The following is a 22,996-nucleotide window of genomic DNA, read 5'->3' on the forward strand; positions in this document are numbered from 1 at the left end:
AGGCCCCGCCGCGCCCCCGCCAAGCGCGGCTTTCGCTTCCGCCGGGGCGCAACCCGCCCTATATGGCGGGGATGAGCACCAACCCGCCCGACCTGCGCCCCGACCTCGCCCCGCGTGCCCGCATCGCGGACACCGCCCGCCCCGGCCAGCCGACCATCGGCATGGTCAGCCTTGGCTGCCCCAAGGCGCTGGTGGACAGCGAACGCATCCTGACGCGCCTGCGGGCCGAGGGCTATGCGATCAGCCCCGATTACGCAGGCGCCAACGCGGTGATCGTGAACACCTGCGGGTTCCTGGACAGCGCCAAGGCCGAAAGCTTGCAGGCCATCGGCGAGGCGTTGGCCGAAAACGGACGGGTGATCGTGACCGGCTGCCTGGGGGCAGAGCCGGACTATATCATCGGCGCGCATCCATCGGTTCTGGCCGTCACCGGCCCGCATCAATACGAACAGGTGCTGGACGCGGTGCATGGGGTCGTGCCCCCCGATCCCGACCCGTTCGTGGACCTGTTGCCCGCCTCTGGCGTGAAACTGACCCCGCGCCATTACAGCTATCTGAAGATTTCAGAGGGCTGTAACCACAAGTGCCGCTTTTGCATCATTCCCGACATGCGGGGGCGCCTGGCCAGCCGACCCGCGCACGCGGTGGTGCGAGAGGCCGAAAAGCTGGTCGAGGCCGGGGTGCGCGAACTGCTGGTCATCAGCCAGGACACCTCGGCCTATGGGGTGGACCTGAAACATGCCACCGACCGCGGCCACCGCGCCCATATCACCGACCTGGCGCGCGACCTGGGGCAGTTGGGCGCATGGGTGCGGCTGCATTACGTCTATCCCTACCCCCATGTGCGCGAGCTGATCCCCCTGATGGCAGAGGGGCTGGTGCTGCCCTATCTGGATATCCCGTTCCAGCACGCCCACCCCGACACCCTGCGGCGCATGGCCCGCCCGGCGGCGGCGGCCAAAACACTGGACGAGATCGCCGCCTGGCGGCGCGACTGCCCGGATATCGCGCTGCGCTCGACCTTCATCGTGGGGTATCCGGGCGAAACGGAAGCGGAATTCCAGACCCTGCTGGATTGGCTGGACGCGGCGCAACTGGATCGCGTGGGATGCTTTCAATACGAAAACGTCGCCGGCGCCCGGTCGAACGCCCTGCCCGACCATGTGCCGGAGGAGGTCAAGCAAGACCGCTGGACCCGCTTCATGGAAAAGGCGCAGGCGATATCAGAGGCGAAACTGGCCGCCAAGGTCGGCCAGCGCCTGCTGGTGATCGTCGACGAGGTAGACGAAGACGGCATCGCCACCTGCCGCACCCAGGCCGACGCGCCCGAAATCGACGGCTGCCTGTTCATCGACGACGGCGCCGAAGGACTGGCGCCGGGGGACATCGTGACCGTGACCGTGGACGAGGCCGGGGCGTATGATCTGTGGGGCCGGTTGGGCGACTAGCGGGATGGTGGGTGGCGTGTACCCAGTGGGTGCCTGAGGAGTCGCCTATGAGGTTTAGACCGCCCGGCCGGTCGCGGCCCTGTGGTGGTGTTCGGTTTCCAGGATGGGTGGTGGGTTGGCACCCACCCTACGGTTGCTGCTGGGGACCAAGATAGGTTTCATACATATTCATTAAAAGATTTTCCTCTTGGAATGACCCTTCGTATGTCACCGAAGATATGAACAGTTCGTCAGCCCCGCCGACTAGCAGTTCATTTCCATCAAGAATGTCAAAATCTGAACTGTTCAAGTGGCAATGTGCAACAAGGCCATCCATGAATAGTCTTACAATCGGCATTACACGCTCAGGCATTCCGGAGATTGGAGGTCGCACTTTCACATCAAGTATTGGTGACATGTTGTGTGGCTGTTGCCTTGAGGAAAGCTGCGTAAGCGTAACTGGCATAAAATTTACGCTCAATTCTCTTTCTCCCAAAATGATTTCTCTCAGGTGAGCGAGAACACCATCATTCAGTGCCACTTCTGACATGTCCGGAAGGGAAGATGCAGCGGCTCTCCAGACAATACTCAAGAAGAAACGATGCAAATCTTGCGCACCTTCGATTTTCACTCGCCGGCATCCCCACACTGGTTCAACGCGAGTCAAGATTTCGAAGTGCGGCTTAAAAGCAATCCAGCTCGACCAAATTAAAAGATGTTTTCGCAGAATCTTTATTGCTTTGTCATCTATTGCGGAGAGTATATCTTCTCCTTCGCGAATAACGAGTTTGGGGTCATACCAGCTTGTCCAGCGTCGCTTTGGACCATTTCCCTTCGATGTTTGGAATAGCGGAGAGCCCCTTTCGCGTGGTCGGGTTAGTGACTCGGGAATAATGTGGCACTTTACAAACTTGCCGTTTTTTCGCGTTAGAGCGCATTGTCCAATAGTTCGACTCATCTTTAAGCATTGGATGCCCTAAACATCCACCTCCTCCACAAACCTCGCGTTCTCCTGAATATACTGGAACCGCAACTCCGGTTTCTTACCCATCAGCCGTTCCACCAGGTCCGCCGTTTCGCCCGGTTCGTCCTCGTCGATGGACACGCGGATCAGTTTGCGCGATGCCGGGTCCATCGTGGTTTCCTTCAGATCCTTGGCGTCCATTTCGCCCAGGCCCTTGAACCGGCTGACATCGATCTTGCCCTTGCCGCCCAGTCCCTTTTCCAGCCACATCGCCTTTTCCGCCTCGTCCAGCGCATAGACGCGTTTGGCACCTTGGGTCAGGCGGAACAGCGGCGGGCAGGCCAGGTACAGATGCCCCTGATCGATCAGTGGCCGCATCTGGGTGAAAAAGAACGTCATCAGCAGGCTGGCGATATGCGCCCCGTCCACATCCGCGTCGGTCATGATGATGACCTTGTCATAGCGCAGATCGTCGATGCGGAACTTGGTGCCCAGCCCGGTGCCCAGGGCCTGGGTCAGGTCGTTGATCTCGGCATTGCTGCCCAGTTTCGACGAGGCCGCCCCCAGCACGTTCAGGATCTTGCCCCGCAGCGGCAGCAGCGCCTGTGTCTTGCGGTCGCGCGCCATTTTCGCGGACCCGCCCGCGCTGTCGCCCTCGACGATGAACAGTTCCGTCCCCTCGCGCGCGGTGGTGGCGCAATCGACCAGCTTGCCCGGCAGGCGCAGGCGTTTCGTGGCCGATTTCCGGGCGGTTTCCTTTTCGGCGCGGCGTTTCAGCCGTTCCTCGGCCCGCAGGACCAGGAAATCCAGGATCGCACCCGCCGATTTCGGGTCTGACGCCAGCCAATGGTCGAAATGGTCGCGCACCGCGCCCTCGACCATTCTTTGCGCCTCGGTCGTGGCCAGGCGGTCCTTGGTCTGGCCCACGAATTCGGGTTCGCGGATAAAGGTGGACACCATCGCGCAGGCCCCGCCCATCAGGTCGTCGCGGGTGATCTGCGCGGCCTTGCGGTTGTTCGCCAGCTCGCCATAGGCGCGGATGCCCTTCAGGATCGCGGCCCAGAACCCGGCCTCATGGGTGCCGCCCTCGGGCGTCGGCACCGTGTTGCAGTAGGAATTGATGAACCCGTCGCGCGCGGGCGTCCAGTTCACCGCCCATTCCACGCTGCCCGGCTGGCCGAACTTTTCCTGGAAACTGACCTTGCCCGCAAAGGGCCGGTCGGCATAGGTGGCAGCCGCGCCCAGCGTCTCGCTCAGGTAGTCCGACAGGCCCCCGGGGAAGTGGAACACGGCCTCTTGCGGGGTGTCGCCATCGGCCAACGCCGATTTCCAGCGGATTTCAACGCCGGAAAACAGATAGGCCTTGGAGCGGGCCATCTTCAGCAGGCGCGCGGGTTTGAAGCGGTGGCTGCCAAATATCTGTTCATCCGCATGAAAGGTGACAGTCGTGCCGCGCCGGTTGGGGGCGCTGCCGATCCGCTCCAGCTTGCCCTGGGGGATGCCGCGGGAAAACTCCTGCGCAAAGAGTTCGCGGTTGCGGGCGACCTCGACCCGCAGACGGTCGGACAGGGCGTTGACCACGGACACGCCCACCCCGTGCAACCCGCCCGATGTCTGGTACGCCTTGCCCGAGAACTTGCCGCCCGCGTGCAGGGTACACAGGATCACCTCCAGCGCGGATTTGTCGGGAAACTTGGGGTGCGGGTCCACGGGGATGCCGCGGCCGTTGTCGCGGATCGTGACGGAATGATCCTCGTGCAACTCCACCTCGATCCGGGTGGCGTGTCCGGCCACGGCCTCGTCCATGGCGTTGTCCAGCACCTCGGCGACCAGGTGGTGCAGTGCACGTTCGTCGGTGCCGCCGATATACATGCCGGGGCGCTTGCGGACGGGTTCCAGCCCCTCCAGCACCTCGATAGAGGACGCATCGTAGCTGTCGGACGGGGCGGCGCCTGAAAGAAGGTCGTCGGCGGGCATTGGCGGCTCATGTCTTGTGGGTGGTTTCCGGTATTAGAGCAGGTTTTGGGGGGCAACCGCAATGGGCCGCAAGGTCTGGGGCCAGCCTGCGGCGCGGCCAGCACGCTTTGTGACGGTTTATTGACATCCCTCAAGGCACCTTGCGCGGGAATGGCTTAGACTGGTTCCAGAAAACAGAAGGACTTTTGCATGGCCGATCCCCAGCCCGCGGCGGACGCCGCCGCGCCCACCGCCTCGCAGCCCAAACCGAACGGCAAGGGCCGCGCGCCGCTGGCGTCGCCCGCCAATATCGCCCATGCCTTCGAGTCGGGCGAATACCCCTATGACACCAAGATGTCCCGCCGCTCTTACGAGGCGCAAAAGGCCAAGTTGCAGGCTGAACTGCTGAAGGTGCAGTTGTGGGCGCAGGAAACCGACCAGAAATTCGTGATCCTGTTCGAGGGGCGCGACGCGGCGGGCAAGGGCGGCACGATCAAGCGGTTCATGGAACACCTGAACCCGCGCTTGGCCCGCGTCGTCGCGCTGAACAAGCCCACATGGGAAGAAAAGGGCCAGTGGTTTTTCCAACGCTATATCAATGAGCTGCCCACGGTCGGCGAGATGGTTTTCTACGACCGCTCCTGGTACAACCGCGCGGGCGTGGAACGGGTGATGGGGTTCTGCACGCCGAACGAATACCTGGAATTCATGCGCCAGACACCAGAGCTGGAGCGTATGTTGGTGAACTCGGGCATCCGGCTGTACAAATACTGGTTCTCGGTCACGCAAGAGGAACAGAAACGCCGGTTCAAGGCGCGGGAAACCGACCCGCTGAAGCGGTGGAAACTGTCGCCCATCGACAAGGCCAGCTTGGACAAGTGGGACGACTACACCGAGGCCAAGGAGGCCATGTTCTTCTATACCGACACAGCCGATGCGCCCTGGACGATCATCAAGTCGGACGACAAGAAACGCGCGCGGCTGAACTGCATGCGGCACTTCCTGCATTCACTGGACTATCCGGGCAAGAACCCCAGGATCGCGTGTGACCCCGATCCCCTGATCGTGGGCCGGGCAGAACACGTGATCCACAAAACCGACCACATCCTGGGCACCTCGCTGCACCCCGACCTGCGCAAGGGCCGCGAAGGCTGAACCCCGCTGACCCGGCCCGCCCCTCTGCGTGGGGCGGGCAAAATTTCCGCTACAGCAGGTTGGGCGGCGTCTGCCCCGCCAGATGGGCGCGGATGTTGTCCACCGCCATCATGCCCATCGCCTCGCGCACCTCCAGCGCCGCGGTGCCCAGATGGGGCAGCAGCGCCACGTTTTCCATCGCGCGCAGGGCGGCGGGCACCTTCGGCTCGAACTCATAGACATCCAGCCCGGCGCCCGCGATCCGTCCGGCCTTCAGCGCGGCGATCAGGGCGGCCTCGTCCACCACATCGCCGCGCGAGATGTTGACGAAATGGGCATGCGGGCGCATCGCGGCGAAAACCCCCGCCCCCACCAGGTGATGCGTTTCCGCCCCGCCCGGCACGCAGCACACCAGCACATCAACGGCGGCGGCCAGGTCCGTCAGGCCGTTTAGCGCCTGCGCGGGGAAATCCAGATCACGGGGCGTGCGGGTGACATAGGACACCTGCATCCCGAACCCGAAATGGCAGCGCCGCGCGATGGCCTGCCCGATATTGCCCATGCCGATGATGCCCACGCGCTTGCCGCTCATGTGCAGGCCCAGCATCTGGGTCGGGTGCCAGCCGGTCCACTGGCCCGCGCGCAGCAACCGCTCGCCCTCGCCCGCGCGGCGGCAGGTCATCAGCATCAGTGTCAGGGCAATATCGGCGGTGGCATCGGTCACGGCGCCCGGCGTGTTCGTCACCGCCACGCCCGCCGCACGGGCCGCATCCACGTCGATATGGTTGTAGCCCACCCCGAAATTGGCCAGCAGCCGCGCGCGCGGCGCGGGCACATCGGCAAACACATCCGCCGTGAAGCGATCCCCCAGCGTGGGCAGCAGCAGGTCGAATTCGGCCAGGGCACGGCGCAATTCCGCATCGTCCAGCGGCGCGGTGCTGGTGCGCAGCTCGACCTGGGCCAGATCCCCGGCGGCGGCAACCACGCGCTCGGGCAGCGGGCGGGTGATCAGCAGGCGCATCAGAACATTCGCCCGCCCAGGGGCACATCCTTGTCCGGGGTAATCAGCACGACCTCGCCGTTTTCGTCCGGCAGACCCAGCACCAGCACCTCGGACATAAACTTGCCGATCTGGCGCGGGGGGAAATTGACGACCCCCAGCACCCGCTTGCCCGGAAGTTCCTCTGGCGCATAATGGGCCGTGATCTGGGCCGAGCTTTTCCGCTCGCCGATCTCGGGGCCGAAATCCACCCACAGCTTGATCGCGGGCTTGCGTGCCTCGGGGTAGGGTTCCGCGCGGGTGATCTGACCCACGCGAATATCCACCTTCAGGAACTCGTCAAAGCTGATCTCGCTCATTTCCCCAACTCCCGCGAACGTTCGGCGGCGGCGGTGACGGCCCGGTCCAGCAAGGTCGGAAAGCCGGTTTCCGCATCCATCAACACCGCCAGCGCGGCGGCCGTCGTGCCACCCGGCGAGGTGACATTGACCCGCAACTGCGCGGGATCCTCATCCGCCTGTTCGGCCAGTTGCCCGGCCCCCCCAACGGTGGCCTTGGCCAGTTTCATCGCCATCTCGGGCGGCAGGCCCTGCGCCTGCCCGGCGGCGGCCAGCGTTTCGATCAGATGGAACACATAGGCCGGGCCAGAGCCGGAAACGGCGGTGACCGCGTCCATCTGGCCCTCGTGCTGCAACCGGACGGTCTGGCCCACGGCGGAAAGCAATTGTTCGGCCAGGGCCAGTGCGGCATCGTCCACATGGGCGTTGCCGATCAACGCGGTGATGCCCCGCCCCACGGCGGCGGGTGTGTTGGGCATGGCGCGGATAACCGGGGCATCCACCCCCAGCCGTTCGGCGAAATAGGCCAGCGTCTTGCCCGCCGCGACGGACAGGAACACCGTGCGCCCGTCCGCGTAGCCCGCCACCTGCGGCAAGGCCTGGTCCATCATCTGCGGCTTGACCGCCAACAGCACCGCGGCCGGCGCCTCTGGCAGTTCTTCGTTCAGATGCAGGCCCTCTGCCGCGCGGGCGGCCAGCCAGTTCGATGCGCCCGGGTCGATCACCCAGACCGAGGCGGGCGGCAAGCCCCCCTCCAGCCAGCCCTCCAGCATGGCGGAACCCATCTTGCCACAGCCCAGCAGAACCAGCCCGCGGGCCGCCAGATCATCCATGTTCATTATATGTCCCCCTGTCGGATCGGGGGCAGGTTAGGCGCGGCCGTAGGCCTCTGCAATGGCGACATCCATTGCCGTTTCCGGCGCATGGTCCCCCCAGGACACCAGTTGGAACGCCGGGTAGAACCGTTCCGCCGTCAGGACAGCCGTGGAAATCAGCCGCTCGATCTGCTCGGGCGCGACCATCTGCCCCCCCGACAGCATCAGCCCATAGCGCCAGACCATCAGCCGCTGTTCGTGCCAATAGGTGAACGCGCCGCCCCAGCACATGTCGTTGGTGCGGTTCAGCGTTTCATAAAGCGCGGGCAGCTTGTCCTCGGGCGGCTCCATCTCGAAGGTACAGATCAGGCGCAGCATCTCGTCATAGCCCGACCACGCCAGGGTGATGGAGTAGGTGCGCCACTGCCCCTCGACCGCCATGGCGATCTGGTCGTCGGCGACCCGGTCGAATTCCCATTCCCGATGCTCGGCCAGATGCTCGACGATGTCGATCGGGTGCAGTTCCTCGGTCTGAAGGAAATCTTCGGAAAGTGACATGCCCGGCCTCATGAGTTGTAGCCTGAAATGGGTGGCAGCCCACTAGGCTTTGGTGCCTGCTCTAGGACCGGGGCGCCCCCCCTTTGGCCCTCACAACATATCGTGCTGGCAAAGACACCAGCTGTAAAGCAGAATTTTTGTGACGCCGTGCGGGCCGTACACGAGATGTTGTGGATAGATCGAAATATGGGCTGGCGCGCCTGCGGCCGGTTCCGCCCTACCCGCGGGGCGGCGCAGCCATCAGCCCGGCGATGGCCGCATCCAGCTGCTGTTGCGGCAGGATCACCAGCATACCCGCCCGCGCCATTCGCAACCGCACCGGCCCCGCAACCCGGTTCGAGGTGCCGACCCGCCCGTCAGGCGCGAAATCCAGCCCCTCGATCGGCCAGTGCAGCCCGGTGCTGTGCCCCTGCAGCCCAGCCATCGGAAACAGCGACAACCGCGTGCCCACCGGCAGGTCCAGCGCCAGGTCAGGCGGACAGGCGAAACACAAATCCTCGTCCCCCAGCAGAATGCAACGCCGGTCGGGGAAACGGACCAGCGTATTCAGCGCTGCCAGTTGATGGTCGATCCGTGGCCCCAGGAACCCCAGGCCCAGCACCAGCGGCGCGGTAATCGCGCGCAGGCATTTCTCGAAATCGGTGCTTTCCTGCTCGGCCACCACATGCTGCCGATCTGGCGGAATTGCCGCGCGCGCAGCCGACGAGATCGAGTCGAAATCGCCGATCACCGCTTGCGGTACGTGACCGCGCGCAAGGGCAGAATCGGCCCCCCCGTCCGCCGCCGCCACAACGGGCGCATGGGCCAGGGCCCGCGCCAACTGGGCGTCGGACACCTCGCCGCCGCCCAGAAGGGTGACGCTGGCGGAACTTTGCAAAATCTGTGTCGGCATCGTGTTCCTCATGCGGCATTCTGGGGTTAACCACAATCTCTCGCCTGAAAAATCCCTCAAAAGGCCCGTTTCTGTTCATTTTGGCGCCTCCCCCTATGGTAAAGATGGTGGAAAGGTGCGGGCAGAAAGCGAGGAACACATGGTTGGTACGAGTAAGATCCTGACCGTGTCCTATGGGACCTTTTCCTGTACCCTGGAAGGGTTCGAGGATTCCTTTGGCACGATGAAGGCCATCGCGGAGTATTTCCGCGACCTCGCTGCGGATGACCGCTATTTCGGGGCCGAACCGCCGACGCCTGACGCCGAGATGCTGCAGCGCATCGCCGAACGTGAGATCCGCAAGCGCGTGGATGCCCATGTCGGCGCAGAGGGCATCGTGCTGCGCCCGGCTGAACTGGACGTGCCGCAAGACCGCCCCGAACCCGAACAACGCCAGGCTGAACCGGCCCGCAGCAACACTGCCCCCGCACCGCGCGCGGAGTCCGTCGCCGCCAAGCTGGCGCGCATCCGTGCGGTCGTGGAAACCGCGCGCGACACCGCCCCTGCGGCATGGGCCCCGGGCGCCATCGGCCAAACGGTCCAACAATCCGCCGCCGAACCGGACGACGCCGACATCATCGACGCGGACAGCGCCGAGGGGCCGGCCCAGGACGACGCAGCGCACAGCGACGACGCGGATGCGGCCCCCGCACTGGACGAGGCGCCCGCCGTTTCGGCCGATGAACCGATGGCAGAAGAGGTGGCACCGGAAACCGCTGACACGCCTGAAGTGCCGGTGTCGGAGACCCCCGACACACCGCCCGCGCAGGCGGATATGCCCGAAACTGCCCCCGAGACCGGCGAAGACGCTGAAATCGAAGAGGCGGCGCACCCCGAGGACACCGCAGAGGACGAACCCGAAGCACCGCAAGAGGAAACGCCGACCGAAACCGCAGAGGCCGCGCAAGCTGAGGCTGAGGACACTCCCGAGCCCGTGGAAGAGCCCGAGGCCCCGCAGCAGGCGGATCAGGACACCCCCACCGGCCAGCAGGAGCAGGACGACCGCCCCAACACCGAAGAGGCCGAGCGGGGCGCCTTGATCCTCGAAGAGGCGAACGAGACCGCCGATGCCATCCGTGCCCGCGTGTTGAGGATCAAGCGCGATGACCTGGTGCAACCGGACGCGGCAGAGGCGCAGCCGGAAGCTCTGGACGCGCAGCCCGAAGCGCAGGAAGAACAACCGGAAACGCCGGACGAACAGCCCGAACCGCAGGACGCGCACCCCGCGCCCGCCGCCACAGAAGAACCTGCCGCCGAAGACGAACCCGCCGCGGACAGCACGCTGCCCGAGGACGAGGCCGCGCGCCTGCCCGACGATCTGGAAGCGGAGCTGCAGGCCGAACTGGCGGCCGCCACGCAAGAGGTGCCGAAGCGCCCGACCGAGGCCGCGCATTCTACCGGTGCGGTGCGCCCGCCCAAAACACCCGAAGAGCGCGAAGCCCAGGAAAACGTCCTGCGGCGCCTGGTCGACGAAACCAATACCAAGCTGGAAGGGCCGGAACAGAAACGCAGGCTGGCCGCGATCTCGCACCTCAAGGCGGCCGTTGCGGCGACCGTCGCCGATCGCCAGATCGCCCCCGACAGCAACGACGCCGGGACCGAGGCCGAGCGCCAGACCCACCCCTATCGCGAAGTGCTGGCCAAGGTGGTGCGCGGCGGCGCGTCCGGCGCGCGCACCCCGCGGCCGGGCAAGTCCGACCGGCTGGCCCCGCTCATGCTAGTCTCGGAACAGCGCGTGGACACCCCGGCGCACGCGCCCGGCGATGAACCGCGCGCGGTACGCCCGCGCCGGGTGATGCGCGGCGATGCCGAACGCCAGGACACCGGGCAAAGGGACGAACCGGCGAAAGCGGACAACAACATCTTTGTCGAGTCCGCCAGCGCGGACAGCTTTGCCAGCTTTGCCGAGGCGCGCGGCGCCTACGATGCCGACACCGTGGTCGCGGCGGCCTGTGCCTACCTGACGGAGGTCGAGGACGAGGGCGACTTTTCGCGTCCGCAGGTGATGCGCCTGGCCATGGACCATCTGGGCGATGCGGCCACCCGCGAAGAGCTGTTGCTGTCAATCGGCAAGATGCTCCGCTCGGGCGCGCTGCAAAAGATCGCGCGCGGACGCTTCCGGCTGGCCGAGGATGGCGGCGACGATTCCGCGGAACGCCGCCAGGCCTGAACGCCTACTCCCCGCCGTCGCGCGGCGTTGCGTCCGGATCGGCCTTGCCGATGCCGCGAAAGATGAATTTGAACGGCAGCGCCCAGACGATCCCCAGCGCCACATAGACCAGCAGTTCCACCCAGAAGGGGGGACGCTCGAACAGATTCATGATCGTCACCGCGATGACGATATAGGCGGGCAGCCCGATCAGAAGGATGACCAGGGACCAGCGGCGGCGGGCTTTGTAGGACAGGGGCATCAGTCTGCGAACGGGTCCGTGACAAGGATTGTATCTTCCCTTTCGGGAGAGGTGGACAGTAGCGCAACCGGGCACTGGATCAACTCTTCCACCCGGCGGACATACTTGATCGCGCCGGCCGGCAGGTCGGCCCAGCTGCGCGCGCCCTCGGTCGATTCCGTCCAGCCCGGCATTTCCTCGTAAACCGGGGTGCAGCGCGCCTGCTGATCGGCGGCGGTGGGCAGGTGGTCCAGCACCTTGCCGTCCAGTTCGTAGCCGACGCAGATCTTCAGCGTTTCGAACCCGTCCAGCACGTCCAGCTTGGTCAGCGCAATGCCCGACACGCCGCTGGTCGCGCAGGTCTGGCGCACCAGCACCGCGTCGAACCACCCACAGCGGCGCTTGCGGCCGGTGGTGGTGCCGAATTCATGGCCGCGCGTGCCCAGGCGTTCGCCGTCAGCGTCGTCCAGTTCGGTGGGGAACGGCCCCTCGCCCACGCGGGTCGTGTAGGCCTTGACGATGCCCAGCACGAAATCCACCGCGTCCGGGCCCAGCCCGGTACCCGTGGCCGCCTGCCCCGCGATCACGTTCGACGACGTGACAAAGGGATAGGTGCCGAAATCAATATCCAGCAGCGCCCCTTGCGCGCCTTCGAACAGGATACGCTTGCCCGATTTCTGCTTTTCGTTCAGCACCTTCCAGACGGGGGCGGCGTATTGCAGGATCTCGGGGGCGATCTTTTCCAGTTCTGCGATCAGCGCGTCGCGGTCCACCGGCTCCAGTCCCAGGCCCGCGCGCAACGCGTTGTGGTGGATCAGCGCGCGATCGACGCGCAGTTCCAGGGTGGCGCGGTCGCCCAGATCGGCCACGCGGATCACCCGTCGGCCGACCTTGTCCTCGTAACACGGGCCGATGCCGCGCCCGGTGGTGCCGATCTTGGCCACCGTCGTCTGGCCTTCGCGGGCGCGGTCCAATTCGCCGTGGAAGGGCAGGATCAGCGGCGTGTTTTCCGCGATCATCAGGGTTTCGGGTGTGATTTCGACCCCCTGCCCGCGCAGGGTCTCGATCTCTTTCAGGACGTGCCAGGGGTCCAGCACCATGCCGTTGCCGATGACCGACAGCTTGCCGCCGCGCACCACACCCGAGGGCAGCGCGTGCAGCTTGTAGACCTTGCCGTCGATGACCAGCGTGTGCCCGGCATTGTGACCGCCCTGAAAGCGCGCGACCACATCGGCGCGTTCCGACAGCCAATCGACGATCTTGCCTTTTCCTTCGTCGCCCCACTGGGCGCCGACGACGACGACGTTGGCCATGGCCCTTCCTCACTTCAATCTGCAAACGCTCGTCTTCATAGTCACGTGCGACGACGAGGCAAGGCAAAACTGGCCGCGCGTCGGCCCCTGCGGCGTTACACTCGGGCGCGACTCAGACCTAGATGACACGGAGGGAAACATGTCCGGCTTCCTGCTGCGCTGGCTGGGGGCATTCGCCCTGCTGGCCCTGACCTTCAACCCGACCCAGTGGAATTATACCCATTGGCTGATGACCGCCTGGGCCGACCAGACACCGCTGATCGTTCTGTGCGGGCTGGTTCTGCTGACCGTCTACGTGATCTACCTGCGGGCCACGCTGCGCTCGATCGGGACGTTCGGGATGCTGCTGGTGACCGCGCTGGTGGCGGCGCTGCTGTGGGTGCTGATGGATTACCGCATCCTGCGGCTGGACGATCCGGGGCTGAATACCTGGATCGGGCTGTTCGCCCTGTCCCTGGTTCTGGGCACCGGCCTGTCCTGGAGCCGGGTGCGCCGCCGCCTGACAGGCCAGACCGACGTTGACGACGTGGACGAGTGAACCGCGCCGCGGTTGCGGCGCGTTGCCGCCCCCCGTCCGCCGGGCGGGGGCGGCAATGGCCCTGCGACGATGAGGCCAGCCATTTTTGCAGGCATGAGCCGCTGAGGGCGTTACACTTTCCCGCGACTCATCATTGAAACCGTAACGGAGGAGCCGATATGTCCGGGTTTATCTTTCGCTGGCTGATCGCCTTCATCATCCTCGCCGCGACCTACAACACTACCGACTACAACTTCGTCACCTGGGCACAGGAAAACTACGATGCGCAAAAGCCACTGGTCATTGGCCTGGGCGTGCTTGTGGCCATCGTCTACCTGCTGCTGCTGGGGGTTCTGTTCGGCACCCTGGGCAAACTGGGCGTGCTGCTGCTGATCATCATCTTCGCACTTGCCGGCTATATCCTGGTGGATAACGGCCTGCTGATCATGGAGATGAGCGACTTCAACATCTACGCCGGTCTGGTGCTGGTGTCCTTCGTGCTGGGCGCGGCGATGAGCTGGCGCAAGTCGGCCAAGGCCAGCCGCAAGGCCGCGCAAGAGGAAACCCGCGCCAAGGCTGCCAAGGCCGGCAAGACCGCGAACGCCTGACGGGGGTTGCGGGGGCGGTCCGTTGGGCTTAGGTAGGCCCCGAAACGCAGATTGGGCCGCTCCCTATGGAAAACGTCATCCTCATCGTTCATCTGATCCTTGCCCTTTGCCTTATCGGCATTGTGCTGTTGCAGCGGAACGAGGGGGGTGGCCTTGGCATGGGTGGCGGCGGTGCCGCCGCCGGCCGTGCACCGACAACGCCGCTGGGTAAACTGACCTGGGTCTTTGCCGCGGCCTTCATCGCCACGTCGATCACCCTGACCATCCTGGCCGCCAAGAATTCCGCCGGCACCTCGGTCGTGGATCGCATCCGCAGCGCGCCCGAACCTGTCGCCGAGGAACCCGCCGATCCCCAGCCCGCCGAGCAGGACCCCATGGGCCTGTTGCCGCCGGCGCCGGTTGCGCCCAGCGATGCGCCGCTGCCGCCGCCGCGTGCGGAATGATCGGCCCAATCACCACAAGAATTTGATTCCGGTTGCCTGACGGCCTCAGCATCTTGCGGCGATATTGCGGCGGATTGGCGAATCCGCTATATCTCTAATCCCGTGATGCTGCGGTCTTTCCCGCACCGGATCGACCTGAGACCACGCATAATCACGGGGGCGTCTGCCACATGGCACGGTTCATTTTCATCACGGGTGGGGTTGTTTCGTCCCTGGGCAAGGGGCTGGCCTCGGCCGCGTTGGGCGCGTTGTTGCAGGCCCGCGGGTTCACCGTGCGGCTGCGCAAGCTGGACCCTTACCTGAACGTCGATCCCGGCACGATGAGCCCCTTTGAACATGGCGAGGTTTTCGTCACCGATGACGGCGCCGAGACCGACCTGGATCTGGGCCATTACGAACGCTTTACCGGGGTTGCCGCACGCCAGACCGACTCGGTCAGTTCGGGGCGCATCTATTCCACCGTGCTGGAAAAGGAACGCCGCGGCGACTATCTGGGCAAGACGATCCAGGTGATCCCCCACGTCACCAATGAAATCAAAGACTTCATCGCCATTGGCGAAGATGAGGTCGATTTCATGCTGTGCGAGATCGGCGGCACCGTCGGCGATATCGAGGGCCTGCCCTTCTTCGAGGCGATCCGCCAGTTTTCTCAGGACAAGCCGCGCGGTCAGTGCATCTTCATGCACCTGACCCTGCTGCCCTATATCCGCGCCAGCGGCGAGCTGAAGACCAAGCCGACCCAGCACTCGGTCAAGGAATTGCGCTCCATCGGCATTGCCCCCGACGTGCTGGTCTGCCGCTCCGAGGGGCCGATCCCCGAGAAGGAGCGCGAAAAGCTGGCGCTCTTCTGCAACGTGCGTCCCGACAGCGTGATCGCCGCGCAGGATCTGAAATCCATCTACGAGGTGCCGCTGGCCTATCACCGCGAGGGGCTGGACCAGGCGGTGCTGGACGCGTTCCAGATCAGCCCCGCGCCCAAGCCCGACCTCGGCCGCTGGGAGGACGTGTCAGACCGCATCTTCAACGCCGAGGGCGAGGTGCGCGTCGCCATCGTAGGCAAGTACACCCAGCTGGAAGACGCCTATAAATCCATCGCCGAGGCGCTGACCCATGGCGGCATGGCCAACCGCGTCCGCGTCAAATCCGAATGGATCGACGCCGAAATCTTTGAACGCGAAGATCCCGCCCCCTGGCTGGAGGGGTTCCACGCGATCCTTGTGCCCGGCGGTTTCGGCGAACGCGGAACCGAAGGCAAGATCAAGGCCGCCAAATTCGCCCGCGAACGCGACGTGCCCTACCTGGGCATCTGCCTGGGCATGCAGATGGCCGTGATCGAGGCCGCGCGCAACGTTGCCGAACTATCCGATGCCGGGTCCGAGGAGTTCGACCACGAGGCCGGGCAGAAACGCTTTACCCCCGTTGTTTACCACCTGAAGGAATGGGTGCAGGGCAATGCCACCGTCCGCCGCAAGGTCGAGGACGACAAGGGCGGCACGATGCGCCTGGGCAGCTACACCGCCCATCTGAAAGAGGGGTCCAAGGTGGCGCAGATCTACGGCACCACCACGATCGAGGAACGCCACCGCCACCGCTATGAGGTGGACACGAAATACCGCGACGCGCTTGAGGAAAAGGGCCTGGTCTTTTCCGGTATGTCCCCGGACGGGCGCCTGCCCGAAATCGTGGAATGGAAGGATCACCGCTGGTTCATCGGCGTCCAGTTCCACCCCGAGCTGAAATCCAAACCCTTCGCGCCGCATCCGCTGTTCGCCGATTTCGTGCGCGCGGCGGTGGATACCTCGCGGTTGGTGTGAGGGGCGCGGGCGCGCTGATCGCCTGGCTTGCGCTGGCCGTCCCGGTCGGGGCGCAGGCGGTGCAGACGCTGCCCTACGACGCGCTGGCCCCACTGCTAAGCGGCCGGGCCGATTTCGACGACCTGCCCGCCCTGCCCGAACCGGGCCACAACCTGGACCACGGCTATGCAACGGCGGGCGCCCGGCTGGGCGAACGGTTTGCCGGGCAGGCGCTGCGCATGGCGCCCGGCCCCGAAAACGGCCTGCATGACGGCGTGACAGGGCGGCCCACCGCGCCGCTGACCCTGGAAACCGGCGCCCCGGATGCGGGGCTGAGCGTGTCCTTTCACCGGGCCTTTCGATCCAACGCCGTCTATCCGCTGGGCCCCCGCCGCTGGCCCGTGCCCGAGGGCCGGGGCGAGGGCGCGCTGGCGATCTGGCTGGCCCGCGATGCCTGCGCCGTGGCCCTGCGGTTGCACACGGAATATGTCGACGCCCTGGGCCGCAACGCCGATCATGTGGGTGATGTCACCGTCACGTTTTACGCCCGCGACGGGCGCAAACTGGCCCGCCTGCGCCATGCCCCGGGCGGCGGGATTACCGGCTATGGCTATCTGCGCGCCGGACAGACCGCCGATATTGCAGGGATCACCGTCACCAACCTGGACAAGGGCGGGATCGCGCTGGACGACATCCGGTTCGGCTGCGTACCGCTGACGGGCTAGCCTCTCGCAATCGTGGCCGCAGGCCGGGCAACAGCCGCTTTTCATGGCTTTGACGCGGCGCTATATCCATCACATGTTTGCCGATTTCCTGAACCGGCTGATCCAGCCGCAGCCCGAGACATTGCCCGACGCCGATGCGCGGCTTGCGCTCGGGGCGCTGCTGGTGCGCATCGCGCGCACCGACGGCGAATACGCCCACGAAGAGGCCGAGCGCATCGCCCGTATCCTGGCCGCCCGCTATGGCCTGGACGCAGATGCCGCGCTGGACCTGCGCCACCGCGCCGAGGCGCTGGAGGCCGAGGCCCCCGACACCGTCCGCTTTACCCGCGCGATCAAGGACGCGGTGCCCTACGAGGACCGCGCCGCCGTGATGGAGGCCTTGTGGGAGGTCGTTCTGGCCGATGGCATCCGCGACCACGAAGAGGATGCGCTGATGCGCCTGACCGCCAGCCTGCTGGGAATCAACGACCGCGACAGCGCGCTGGCCCGCCAGCGGGCCGAGGCACGGATGGCCGGCTGACCCCTAGCCCGCCGCGCGCAGCATCTCCCACACCCGGTTCGGCGTGAACGGCATGTCCGCGACCCGCACGCCCCGGTCCCACAGCGCATCCTGCACCGCGTTCGCGACCGCAGCGATCGCGCCCACGGTGCCGGCCTCGCCACAGCCCTTCATCCCCAGCGGATTGGCGGTCGAGGGCACGGGTTCCGTGGTGAAGGTGACAAACGGCATGTCATCGGCCCGTGGCATGGCATAGTCCATGAAGCTGGCCGACAGCAGCTGGCCGTATTCGTCATAACCCACATGTTCACACAGCGCCTGGCCCAGCCCCTGGGCCACGCCGCCATGCACCTGCCCCTCGGCCAATTGCGGGTGCATCAGGTTGCCGAAATCGTCGGTGACGGCGTAGCCGACCACGCGCACCTGCCCGGTTTCTGGGTCAACCTCGACCTCTGCCACATGGGCGCCGTTGGGAAACGACCGCGCGGGCAGCTTGTATTCCGCGTGATGGCGCAGCAGATCGCTGCACCCCTCTGCCCGGGCCAGTTCCGCAGCCTCGATCAAGGTCGGGGTCAGGTTCGACCCCGGTGCGCGAAACGCCCCCTCGTCAAAGGCGACAGCAGACGGGTCCACCCCCATCTGGGCGGCCAGGAAGGGGGTGAAGGCGGCAACCATCTTGTCTACCGTGGCCAGCGTCGCGCTGGATTGCACCGTGACAGAGCGCGACCCGCCCGTGCCGCCCCCCTTGGCGATGCGGTCGCTGTCGCCCTGCACCACGCGGATCTGGCCGAAGGGAATGCCGGTCTGGTCCGACAGGAATTGCGCATAGACCGTTTCATGCCCCTGCCCGTTCGACTGCGTCCCGACATACAGGTTCACCGTGCCATCCGCGCAGAATTCGACCTCTGCGCCCTCGGTCGGGTCGCCCAGGATCGACTCGATGTAACAGCACAGGCCCAGCCCCCGCAGCCGCCCCTGCGCGGCACTGGCCGCCTTGCGCGCGGCAAAGCCGCCCACATCGGCAACCCGGTGCACCCGGTCCAGCACGCGGGCAAAATCGCCCACGTCATAGGTTTGCCCCGTGGGTGTGGTATAGGGGAACGCATCGGCCGAAATGAAATTGCGCCGCCGCAGTTCCCAAGGATCGACCCCCAGCACGCGGGCGGCGTGATCCATCGTGCGTTCCAGCGCAAAGATCGCCTCGGGCCGACCGGCGCCGCGATAGGCATCCACGGGCGTTGTGTTGGTGTAGATACCCCGCACCTGCAACAGCGCGGCCGGGATGTCATAGACCCCCGTCAGCACCTTGGAAAACAGGTCCGACTGGATCGGCTGGGCGTATTGCGAATTATAGGCACCCAGGTTGGACAGCGTCGTGACGCGGTAGCCGGTGACGCGGTAATCGCCGTCAAATGCCAGTTCCACGGCCGAGGTCAGGTCGCGCCCGGCATTGTCCGATTGCATCCCCTCGCCCCGCTCGGACATCCAGCGCACGGGCCGGGTCAGCACGCGCGCCGCGTGGGAGATCACGTAATACTCGGGGTAGGTCATCCCCTTCATGCCAAAGCCGCCGCCCACATCGGGCGTGCTCACGCGCACATCCTCTGGCGCCAGGCCCAGCATTTTCGACAGCCGCGTCTTGTCACCCCAGACGCCCTGACCGCTGACGCACAGGTGCAGGCGCTGGCCGTCCCATTCGGCATAGGCGCCGCGGGGTTCCATCGAATTGGCCATCACGCGGTGGTCGGGCACCTGCAACGCCACGACATGCGCGGCAGCATCGAACGCCGCCTGCACCGCGTCGGCCTGCCCCAGGGCATAGTCATAGGCGACGTTTTCCGGCGCCTCGGCGTGCAGGTCCGGGCCGCCGGGGGCCAGGTCCAGGTGCGGGTCAAGCTCGTCGAAGTCGAACTCGATCAACTCGGCCGCGTCACGCGCCTGGTCCAGCGTCTCGGCCACCACCATGGCGACGGCCTCGCCCACATGGCGCACGCGCCCGCGCGCCAGCAGCGGGCGTTCGGGCCCTGCGCCCCGGCTGCCATCGCGGTTTTTTACCCGCGTACCCTTCAGGTCCAGATCCACGCCCGCATCCAGCAGATCCTGCGCGGTCAGCACCAGATGCACCCCCGGCGCGGCCCGTGCCGCCGCCACATCCAGTGCGGCGATATCAGCATGGGCCACGGGCGAGCGCAGGAACAACGCGAACAGCGCCCCCTGGGGCGCGATATCGTCCACGTACCGCCCCTGCCCCGTCAAAAGGCGCAGATCCTCCACCCGCTTGACCGTCTGGCCCTGTCCGAATTTCGTTTCCATCGCGCCCTCCCTAACCGACGCGGCGCAGGGTAGCGGGCTTGGCCGCCCTGTCCAGCCCCGCCGGGGGTTGGCCTTGGCCCGGGCTTTCGCTAAGTCAGCGGCCAAGCCCATCCCACGCGAGGATCCCGCGCATGCCCATGGAAAAGACCTTCAACGCCGCCGAGGCCGAACAGCGCCTTTACGACGCCTGGGAAAGCGCCGGCTGCTTTACCGCCGGTGCCAACGCGAAACCCGGCGCCGATACGTTCTGCATCATGATCCCGCCGCCCAACGTGACGGGGTCGCTGCACATGGGGCACGCCTTCAACAACACGCTGCAGGATATTCTGGTGCGCTGGCACCGGATGCGGGGCTTTGACACGCTGTGGCAGCCGGGGCAGGACCACGCGGGCATCGCCACGCAGATGGTCGTGGAACGGGAACTGGCCAAGGACAAATCCAACGCCACCCGCCGCGAGATGGGGCGCGAGAAATTCCTGGAAAAGGTGTGGGAGTGGAAGCAGCAGTCCGGCGGGACGATCATCAACCAGCTGAAACGGCTGGGCGCGTCCTGCGACTGGTCGCGCAACGCCTTTACCATGTCTGGCGCCCCCGGCGCGCCCGCGGGCGAGGACGGCAATTTCCACGACGCGGTGATCCGCGTCTTTGTCGAGATGTACAACAAGGGCCTGATCTATCGCGGCAAGCGGCTGGTCAACTGGGACCCGCATTTCGAAACCGCGATTTCCGACCTGGAGGTCGAGAATATCGAGGTCGCGGGCCACATGTGGCATTTCAAGTACCCGCTGGCGGGGGGGGAAACCTACACCTACGTCGAGAAGGACGAGGACGGAAACGTCATCCTCGAAGAGGAACGCGATTACATTTCCATCGCCACGACGCGGCCCGAAACCATGCTGGGCGACGGCGCGGTCGCGGTGCATCCCAGTGACGAACGTTACGCGCCCATTGTGGGCAAGCTGTGTGAAATCCCGGTGGGCCCCAAGGAACACCGCCGCCTGATCCCGATCATCACCGATGAATACCCCGACCCGAATTTCGGCTCCGGCGCGGTCAAGATCACCGGCGCGCATGATTTCAACGACTACGGCGTCGCGCTGCGCAACCAGATCCCGCTTTACGTGCTGATGGACACCAAGGGCCACATGCGCGCCGACGGCAAACCCTATGCCGAAGAGGCCGCCCTTGCCCGCGCCATCGCCGAGGGGCATCAAAACGCGTCCTCCATCGACACGACCGCCGTGAACCTGGTGCCCGAGAAATACCGCGGCCTTGACCGCTTCGAGGCGCGCAAGCAGGTGGTCGCCGATATCACCGCCGAAGGGCTGGCCGTGATGGTGCCCAACCCCAAGGCGGGCGAAGAGGGCGAACCGGGCCTGATCCCCTTCGTGGAAAACAAACCGATCATGCAGCCCTTTGGCGATCGGTCCAAGGTCGTGATCGAGCCGATGCTGACCGACCAGTGGTTCGTGGATGCCGCGGCCATCGTCGGCCCCGCGCTGGACGCCGTGCGCGACGGGCGCACCCAGATCCTGCCCGAACGCGACCGCAAGGTCTATTTCCACTGGCTGGAAAATATCGAGCCCTGGTGCATCAGCCGCCAGCTGTGGTGGGGGCATCAGATCCCGGTTTGGTATGATCAAGAAGGAAACGAGTATTGTGCGGCTTCTGAAAGCGAAGCGGTCAAAATGGCGCATTCACGCTACGCCGCGAAGCGACCCGACCAAGAGATTCAAGTAGCGGTTGAAAACGGCGGGAATATCAGCGTTCGAGATCATGCTGGGCGTGAAATCGAGCTCGTTTCGAATGTCGAGGCTGGTTGGGTAGCCGATTATAAGTCGGGGAAACCTGGCACGCTTTTTGTTGAACTGCGTCGCGACCCCGACGTCCTCGACACCTGGTTCTCCTCCGGCCTCTGGCCCATCGGCACGCTGGGCTGGCCTGAAAAGACGCCAGAGCTGGAAAAATACTTCCCCACGGATGTCCTGATTACCGGGTTCGACATCATCTTCTTCTGGGTTGCCCGGATGATGATGATGCAACTGGCCGTGGTCGATCAGATCCCGTTCCACACGGTCTATGTTCACGCTCTTGTCCGCGACGAGAAGGGCAAGAAGATGTCCAAATCCCTGGGCAATGTGCTGGACCCGCTGGAACTGATCGACGAATACGGCGCAGATGCGGTTCGTTTTACTTTGACAGCCATGGCCGCGATGGGCCGCGACCTGAAGTTGTCCACGCAACGCATTGCCGGGTATCGCAATTTCGGCACCAAGCTGTGGAATGCCGCGCGCTTTGCCGAAATGAATGGCGTGTTCGAAAACGACAAGTCTGATGGCACCGTTCCGACGCCGTCCGAGACTGTGAACACCTGGATCATCGGCGAAACCGCCCGTGTCCGCGCCGAGGTGGACGAGGCGCTGGCCGCCTACCGCTTCAATGACGCGGCGAACGCGCTTTATGCCTTTGTCTGGGGCAAGGTCTGCGACTGGTACGTGGAATTCTCGAAACCCCTGCTGATGGACGGCACGCCCGAACAACAGGCCGAAACCCGCGCCACCATGGCCTGGGTCATCGACCAGTGCCTGATCCTGCTGCACCCGATCATGCCCTACATCACCGAGGAATTGTGGGGCACGCTGGGCCAGCGGTCCAAGATGCTGGTGCACGCCGACTGGCCCACCTATGGCGCGGAACTGATCGATGCCGACGCCGACCGCGAAATGAACTGGGTAATCTCGCTGATCGAGGAGGTCCGCTCGGCCCGCGCGCAGATGCGCGTGCCCGCCGGCGCGCAGGTGCCCATGCTATATACCGAACTGGACACCCATGGCCGCGCCGCATGGGACCGCAACGAGGCGCTGATAAAACGCCTGGCCCGGATCGAAAGCCTGGACGCGGCGGACGCCCTGCCCAAGGGCTGCATCACAATCGCGGTAGAGGGCGGCACCCTGGGCCTGCCGCTGGCGGGCATCATCGACGTGGCCGCCGAAAAGGCGCGGCTGGAAAAATCTCTGGCCAAGCTGGAAAAGGAACTGGGCGGGCTGCAAGGGCGGCTGAAGAACCCCAAATTCGTCGAAAGCGCCCCCGAGGACGTTGTCGAGGAAACCCGCGACCTGGCCGCCGCCAAGAGCGAAGAGGCCGACAAGCTGCGCGCCGCCCTGGCCCGGCTGGCCGAACTGGCGTAATGCTGCGGTGCGGCGCTTGCGCCGCACCTGCAAATGCTTGACACCCCCGGCGCCGGGGTTCACCTAGGCGTCAGACATAACCCG

Annotated in this window: 20 protein-coding genes; 10 read left to right on the forward strand and 10 right to left on the reverse strand. The window is 65.3% G+C overall.

The window, feature by feature from the left end; translation table 11 throughout:
- The first annotated feature begins 71 nt into the window (after nucleotides 1–71).
- Nucleotides 72–1,448: a 30S ribosomal protein S12 methylthiotransferase RimO gene (gene rimO / locus EV656_RS04925; protein ID WP_165918936.1), complete on the forward strand. Its 1,377-nt coding sequence runs from the start codon at nucleotides 72–74 to the stop codon at nucleotides 1,446–1,448.
- Between the two features lie 127 nt (nucleotides 1,449–1,575).
- Here rimO and EV656_RS04930 read toward each other — a convergent pair whose 3' ends face one another.
- The gene (locus EV656_RS04930; protein ID WP_132600207.1) at nucleotides 1,576–2,058 is read right to left on the reverse strand and encodes a hypothetical protein; all 483 of its coding nucleotides are present in this window, start codon (nucleotides 2,056–2,058) and stop codon (nucleotides 1,576–1,578) included.
- Nucleotides 2,059–2,403: 345 nt separating this feature from the next.
- A complete protein-coding gene (gene parE, locus EV656_RS04935; protein WP_132600210.1) occupies nucleotides 2,404–4,368 on the reverse strand; it encodes a DNA topoisomerase IV subunit B in 1,965 nt (654 codons plus the stop codon).
- A gap of 189 nt (nucleotides 4,369–4,557) precedes the next feature.
- On the opposite strand from parE, the gene ppk2 reads away from it, so the two are divergent.
- On the forward strand, nucleotides 4,558–5,502 hold the full coding sequence (ppk2, locus tag EV656_RS04940) for a polyphosphate kinase 2 (protein WP_132600213.1): 945 nt from the start codon (nucleotides 4,558–4,560) through the stop codon (nucleotides 5,500–5,502).
- Between the two features lie 49 nt (nucleotides 5,503–5,551).
- Here the strand turns inward: ppk2 and EV656_RS04945 are convergent, their stop codons facing one another.
- The 5 genes from EV656_RS04945 to EV656_RS04965 form a co-directional block, all read right to left on the reverse strand.
- On the reverse strand, nucleotides 5,552–6,502 hold the full coding sequence (locus tag EV656_RS04945; RefSeq protein ID WP_132600216.1) for a 2-hydroxyacid dehydrogenase: 951 nt from the start codon (nucleotides 6,500–6,502) through the stop codon (nucleotides 5,552–5,554).
- Nucleotides 6,502–6,840 (reverse strand): tRNA-binding protein, encoded by a 339-nt coding sequence (locus tag EV656_RS04950; protein ID WP_132600219.1) that lies wholly within the window; start codon nucleotides 6,838–6,840, stop codon nucleotides 6,502–6,504. The genes EV656_RS04945 and EV656_RS04950 overlap by 1 nt, the downstream gene beginning before the upstream one ends.
- The gene (gene proC / locus EV656_RS04955) at nucleotides 6,837–7,658 is read right to left on the reverse strand and encodes a pyrroline-5-carboxylate reductase (protein WP_132600222.1); all 822 of its coding nucleotides are present in this window, start codon (nucleotides 7,656–7,658) and stop codon (nucleotides 6,837–6,839) included. The genes EV656_RS04950 and proC overlap by 4 nt, the downstream gene beginning before the upstream one ends.
- A gap of 30 nt (nucleotides 7,659–7,688) precedes the next feature.
- On the reverse strand, nucleotides 7,689–8,192 hold the full coding sequence (locus tag EV656_RS04960) for a type III secretion system chaperone family protein (RefSeq protein WP_132600225.1): 504 nt from the start codon (nucleotides 8,190–8,192) through the stop codon (nucleotides 7,689–7,691).
- A 217-nt stretch (nucleotides 8,193–8,409) separates the two neighbouring features.
- Nucleotides 8,410–9,084, reverse strand: a complete 675-nt coding sequence (locus EV656_RS04965; RefSeq protein ID WP_132600228.1) for a thiamine diphosphokinase — start codon at nucleotides 9,082–9,084, stop codon at nucleotides 8,410–8,412.
- A gap of 139 nt (nucleotides 9,085–9,223) precedes the next feature.
- On the opposite strand from EV656_RS04965, the gene EV656_RS04970 reads away from it, so the two are divergent.
- On the forward strand, nucleotides 9,224–11,293 hold the full coding sequence (locus tag EV656_RS04970; RefSeq protein ID WP_132600231.1) for a hypothetical protein: 2,070 nt from the start codon (nucleotides 9,224–9,226) through the stop codon (nucleotides 11,291–11,293).
- Nucleotides 11,294–11,297: 4 nt separating this feature from the next.
- Here the strand turns inward: EV656_RS04970 and EV656_RS04975 are convergent, their stop codons facing one another.
- On the reverse strand, nucleotides 11,298–11,534 hold the full coding sequence (locus EV656_RS04975) for a DUF2842 domain-containing protein (protein ID WP_132600234.1): 237 nt from the start codon (nucleotides 11,532–11,534) through the stop codon (nucleotides 11,298–11,300).
- Nucleotides 11,534–12,826, reverse strand: coding sequence for an adenylosuccinate synthase (locus EV656_RS04980; RefSeq protein WP_132600237.1), 1,293 nt, complete (start codon nucleotides 12,824–12,826; stop codon nucleotides 11,534–11,536). The genes EV656_RS04975 and EV656_RS04980 overlap by 1 nt, the downstream gene beginning before the upstream one ends.
- A gap of 139 nt (nucleotides 12,827–12,965) precedes the next feature.
- Here EV656_RS04980 and EV656_RS04985 point away from each other — a divergent pair, with 139 nt between their 5' ends.
- From EV656_RS04985 to EV656_RS05010, 6 genes are all read left to right on the forward strand, one after another.
- Entirely contained in the window at nucleotides 12,966–13,364 is a 399-nt protein-coding gene (locus tag EV656_RS04985) for a DUF6524 family protein (protein ID WP_132600240.1), read from the forward strand.
- A gap of 158 nt (nucleotides 13,365–13,522) precedes the next feature.
- Nucleotides 13,523–13,951: a DUF6524 family protein gene (locus EV656_RS04990; RefSeq protein WP_132600243.1), complete on the forward strand. Its 429-nt coding sequence runs from the start codon at nucleotides 13,523–13,525 to the stop codon at nucleotides 13,949–13,951.
- A 65-nt stretch (nucleotides 13,952–14,016) separates the two neighbouring features.
- Complete coding sequence (gene secG / locus EV656_RS04995; protein WP_132600246.1) at nucleotides 14,017–14,394, forward strand: preprotein translocase subunit SecG; 378 nt, start codon at nucleotides 14,017–14,019, stop codon at nucleotides 14,392–14,394.
- Between the two features lie 170 nt (nucleotides 14,395–14,564).
- A complete protein-coding gene (locus EV656_RS05000) occupies nucleotides 14,565–16,208 on the forward strand; it encodes a CTP synthase (protein ID WP_132600249.1) in 1,644 nt (547 codons plus the stop codon).
- A complete protein-coding gene (locus tag EV656_RS05005; RefSeq protein WP_132600252.1) occupies nucleotides 16,205–16,912 on the forward strand; it encodes a hypothetical protein in 708 nt (235 codons plus the stop codon). The genes EV656_RS05000 and EV656_RS05005 overlap by 4 nt, the downstream gene beginning before the upstream one ends.
- Nucleotides 16,913–16,985: 73 nt before the next feature.
- A complete protein-coding gene (locus EV656_RS05010) occupies nucleotides 16,986–17,432 on the forward strand; it encodes a tellurite resistance TerB family protein (RefSeq protein WP_132600925.1) in 447 nt (148 codons plus the stop codon).
- Between the two features lie 3 nt (nucleotides 17,433–17,435).
- Here EV656_RS05010 and EV656_RS05015 read toward each other — a convergent pair whose 3' ends face one another.
- The gene (locus EV656_RS05015) at nucleotides 17,436–19,724 is read right to left on the reverse strand and encodes a xanthine dehydrogenase family protein molybdopterin-binding subunit (protein WP_132600255.1); all 2,289 of its coding nucleotides are present in this window, start codon (nucleotides 19,722–19,724) and stop codon (nucleotides 17,436–17,438) included.
- Nucleotides 19,725–19,855: 131 nt separating this feature from the next.
- Here EV656_RS05015 and EV656_RS05020 point away from each other — a divergent pair, with 131 nt between their 5' ends.
- Complete coding sequence (locus EV656_RS05020) at nucleotides 19,856–22,912, forward strand: valine--tRNA ligase (protein WP_132600258.1); 3,057 nt, start codon at nucleotides 19,856–19,858, stop codon at nucleotides 22,910–22,912.
- Nucleotides 22,913–22,996 lie beyond the last annotated feature (84 nt).

Origin of the sequence: Rhodovulum adriaticum, from assembly GCF_004345735.1 — a bacterium.
In the GTDB taxonomy this organism is placed as follows: Bacteria; Pseudomonadota; Alphaproteobacteria; order Rhodobacterales; family Rhodobacteraceae; genus Rhodovulum; species Rhodovulum adriaticum.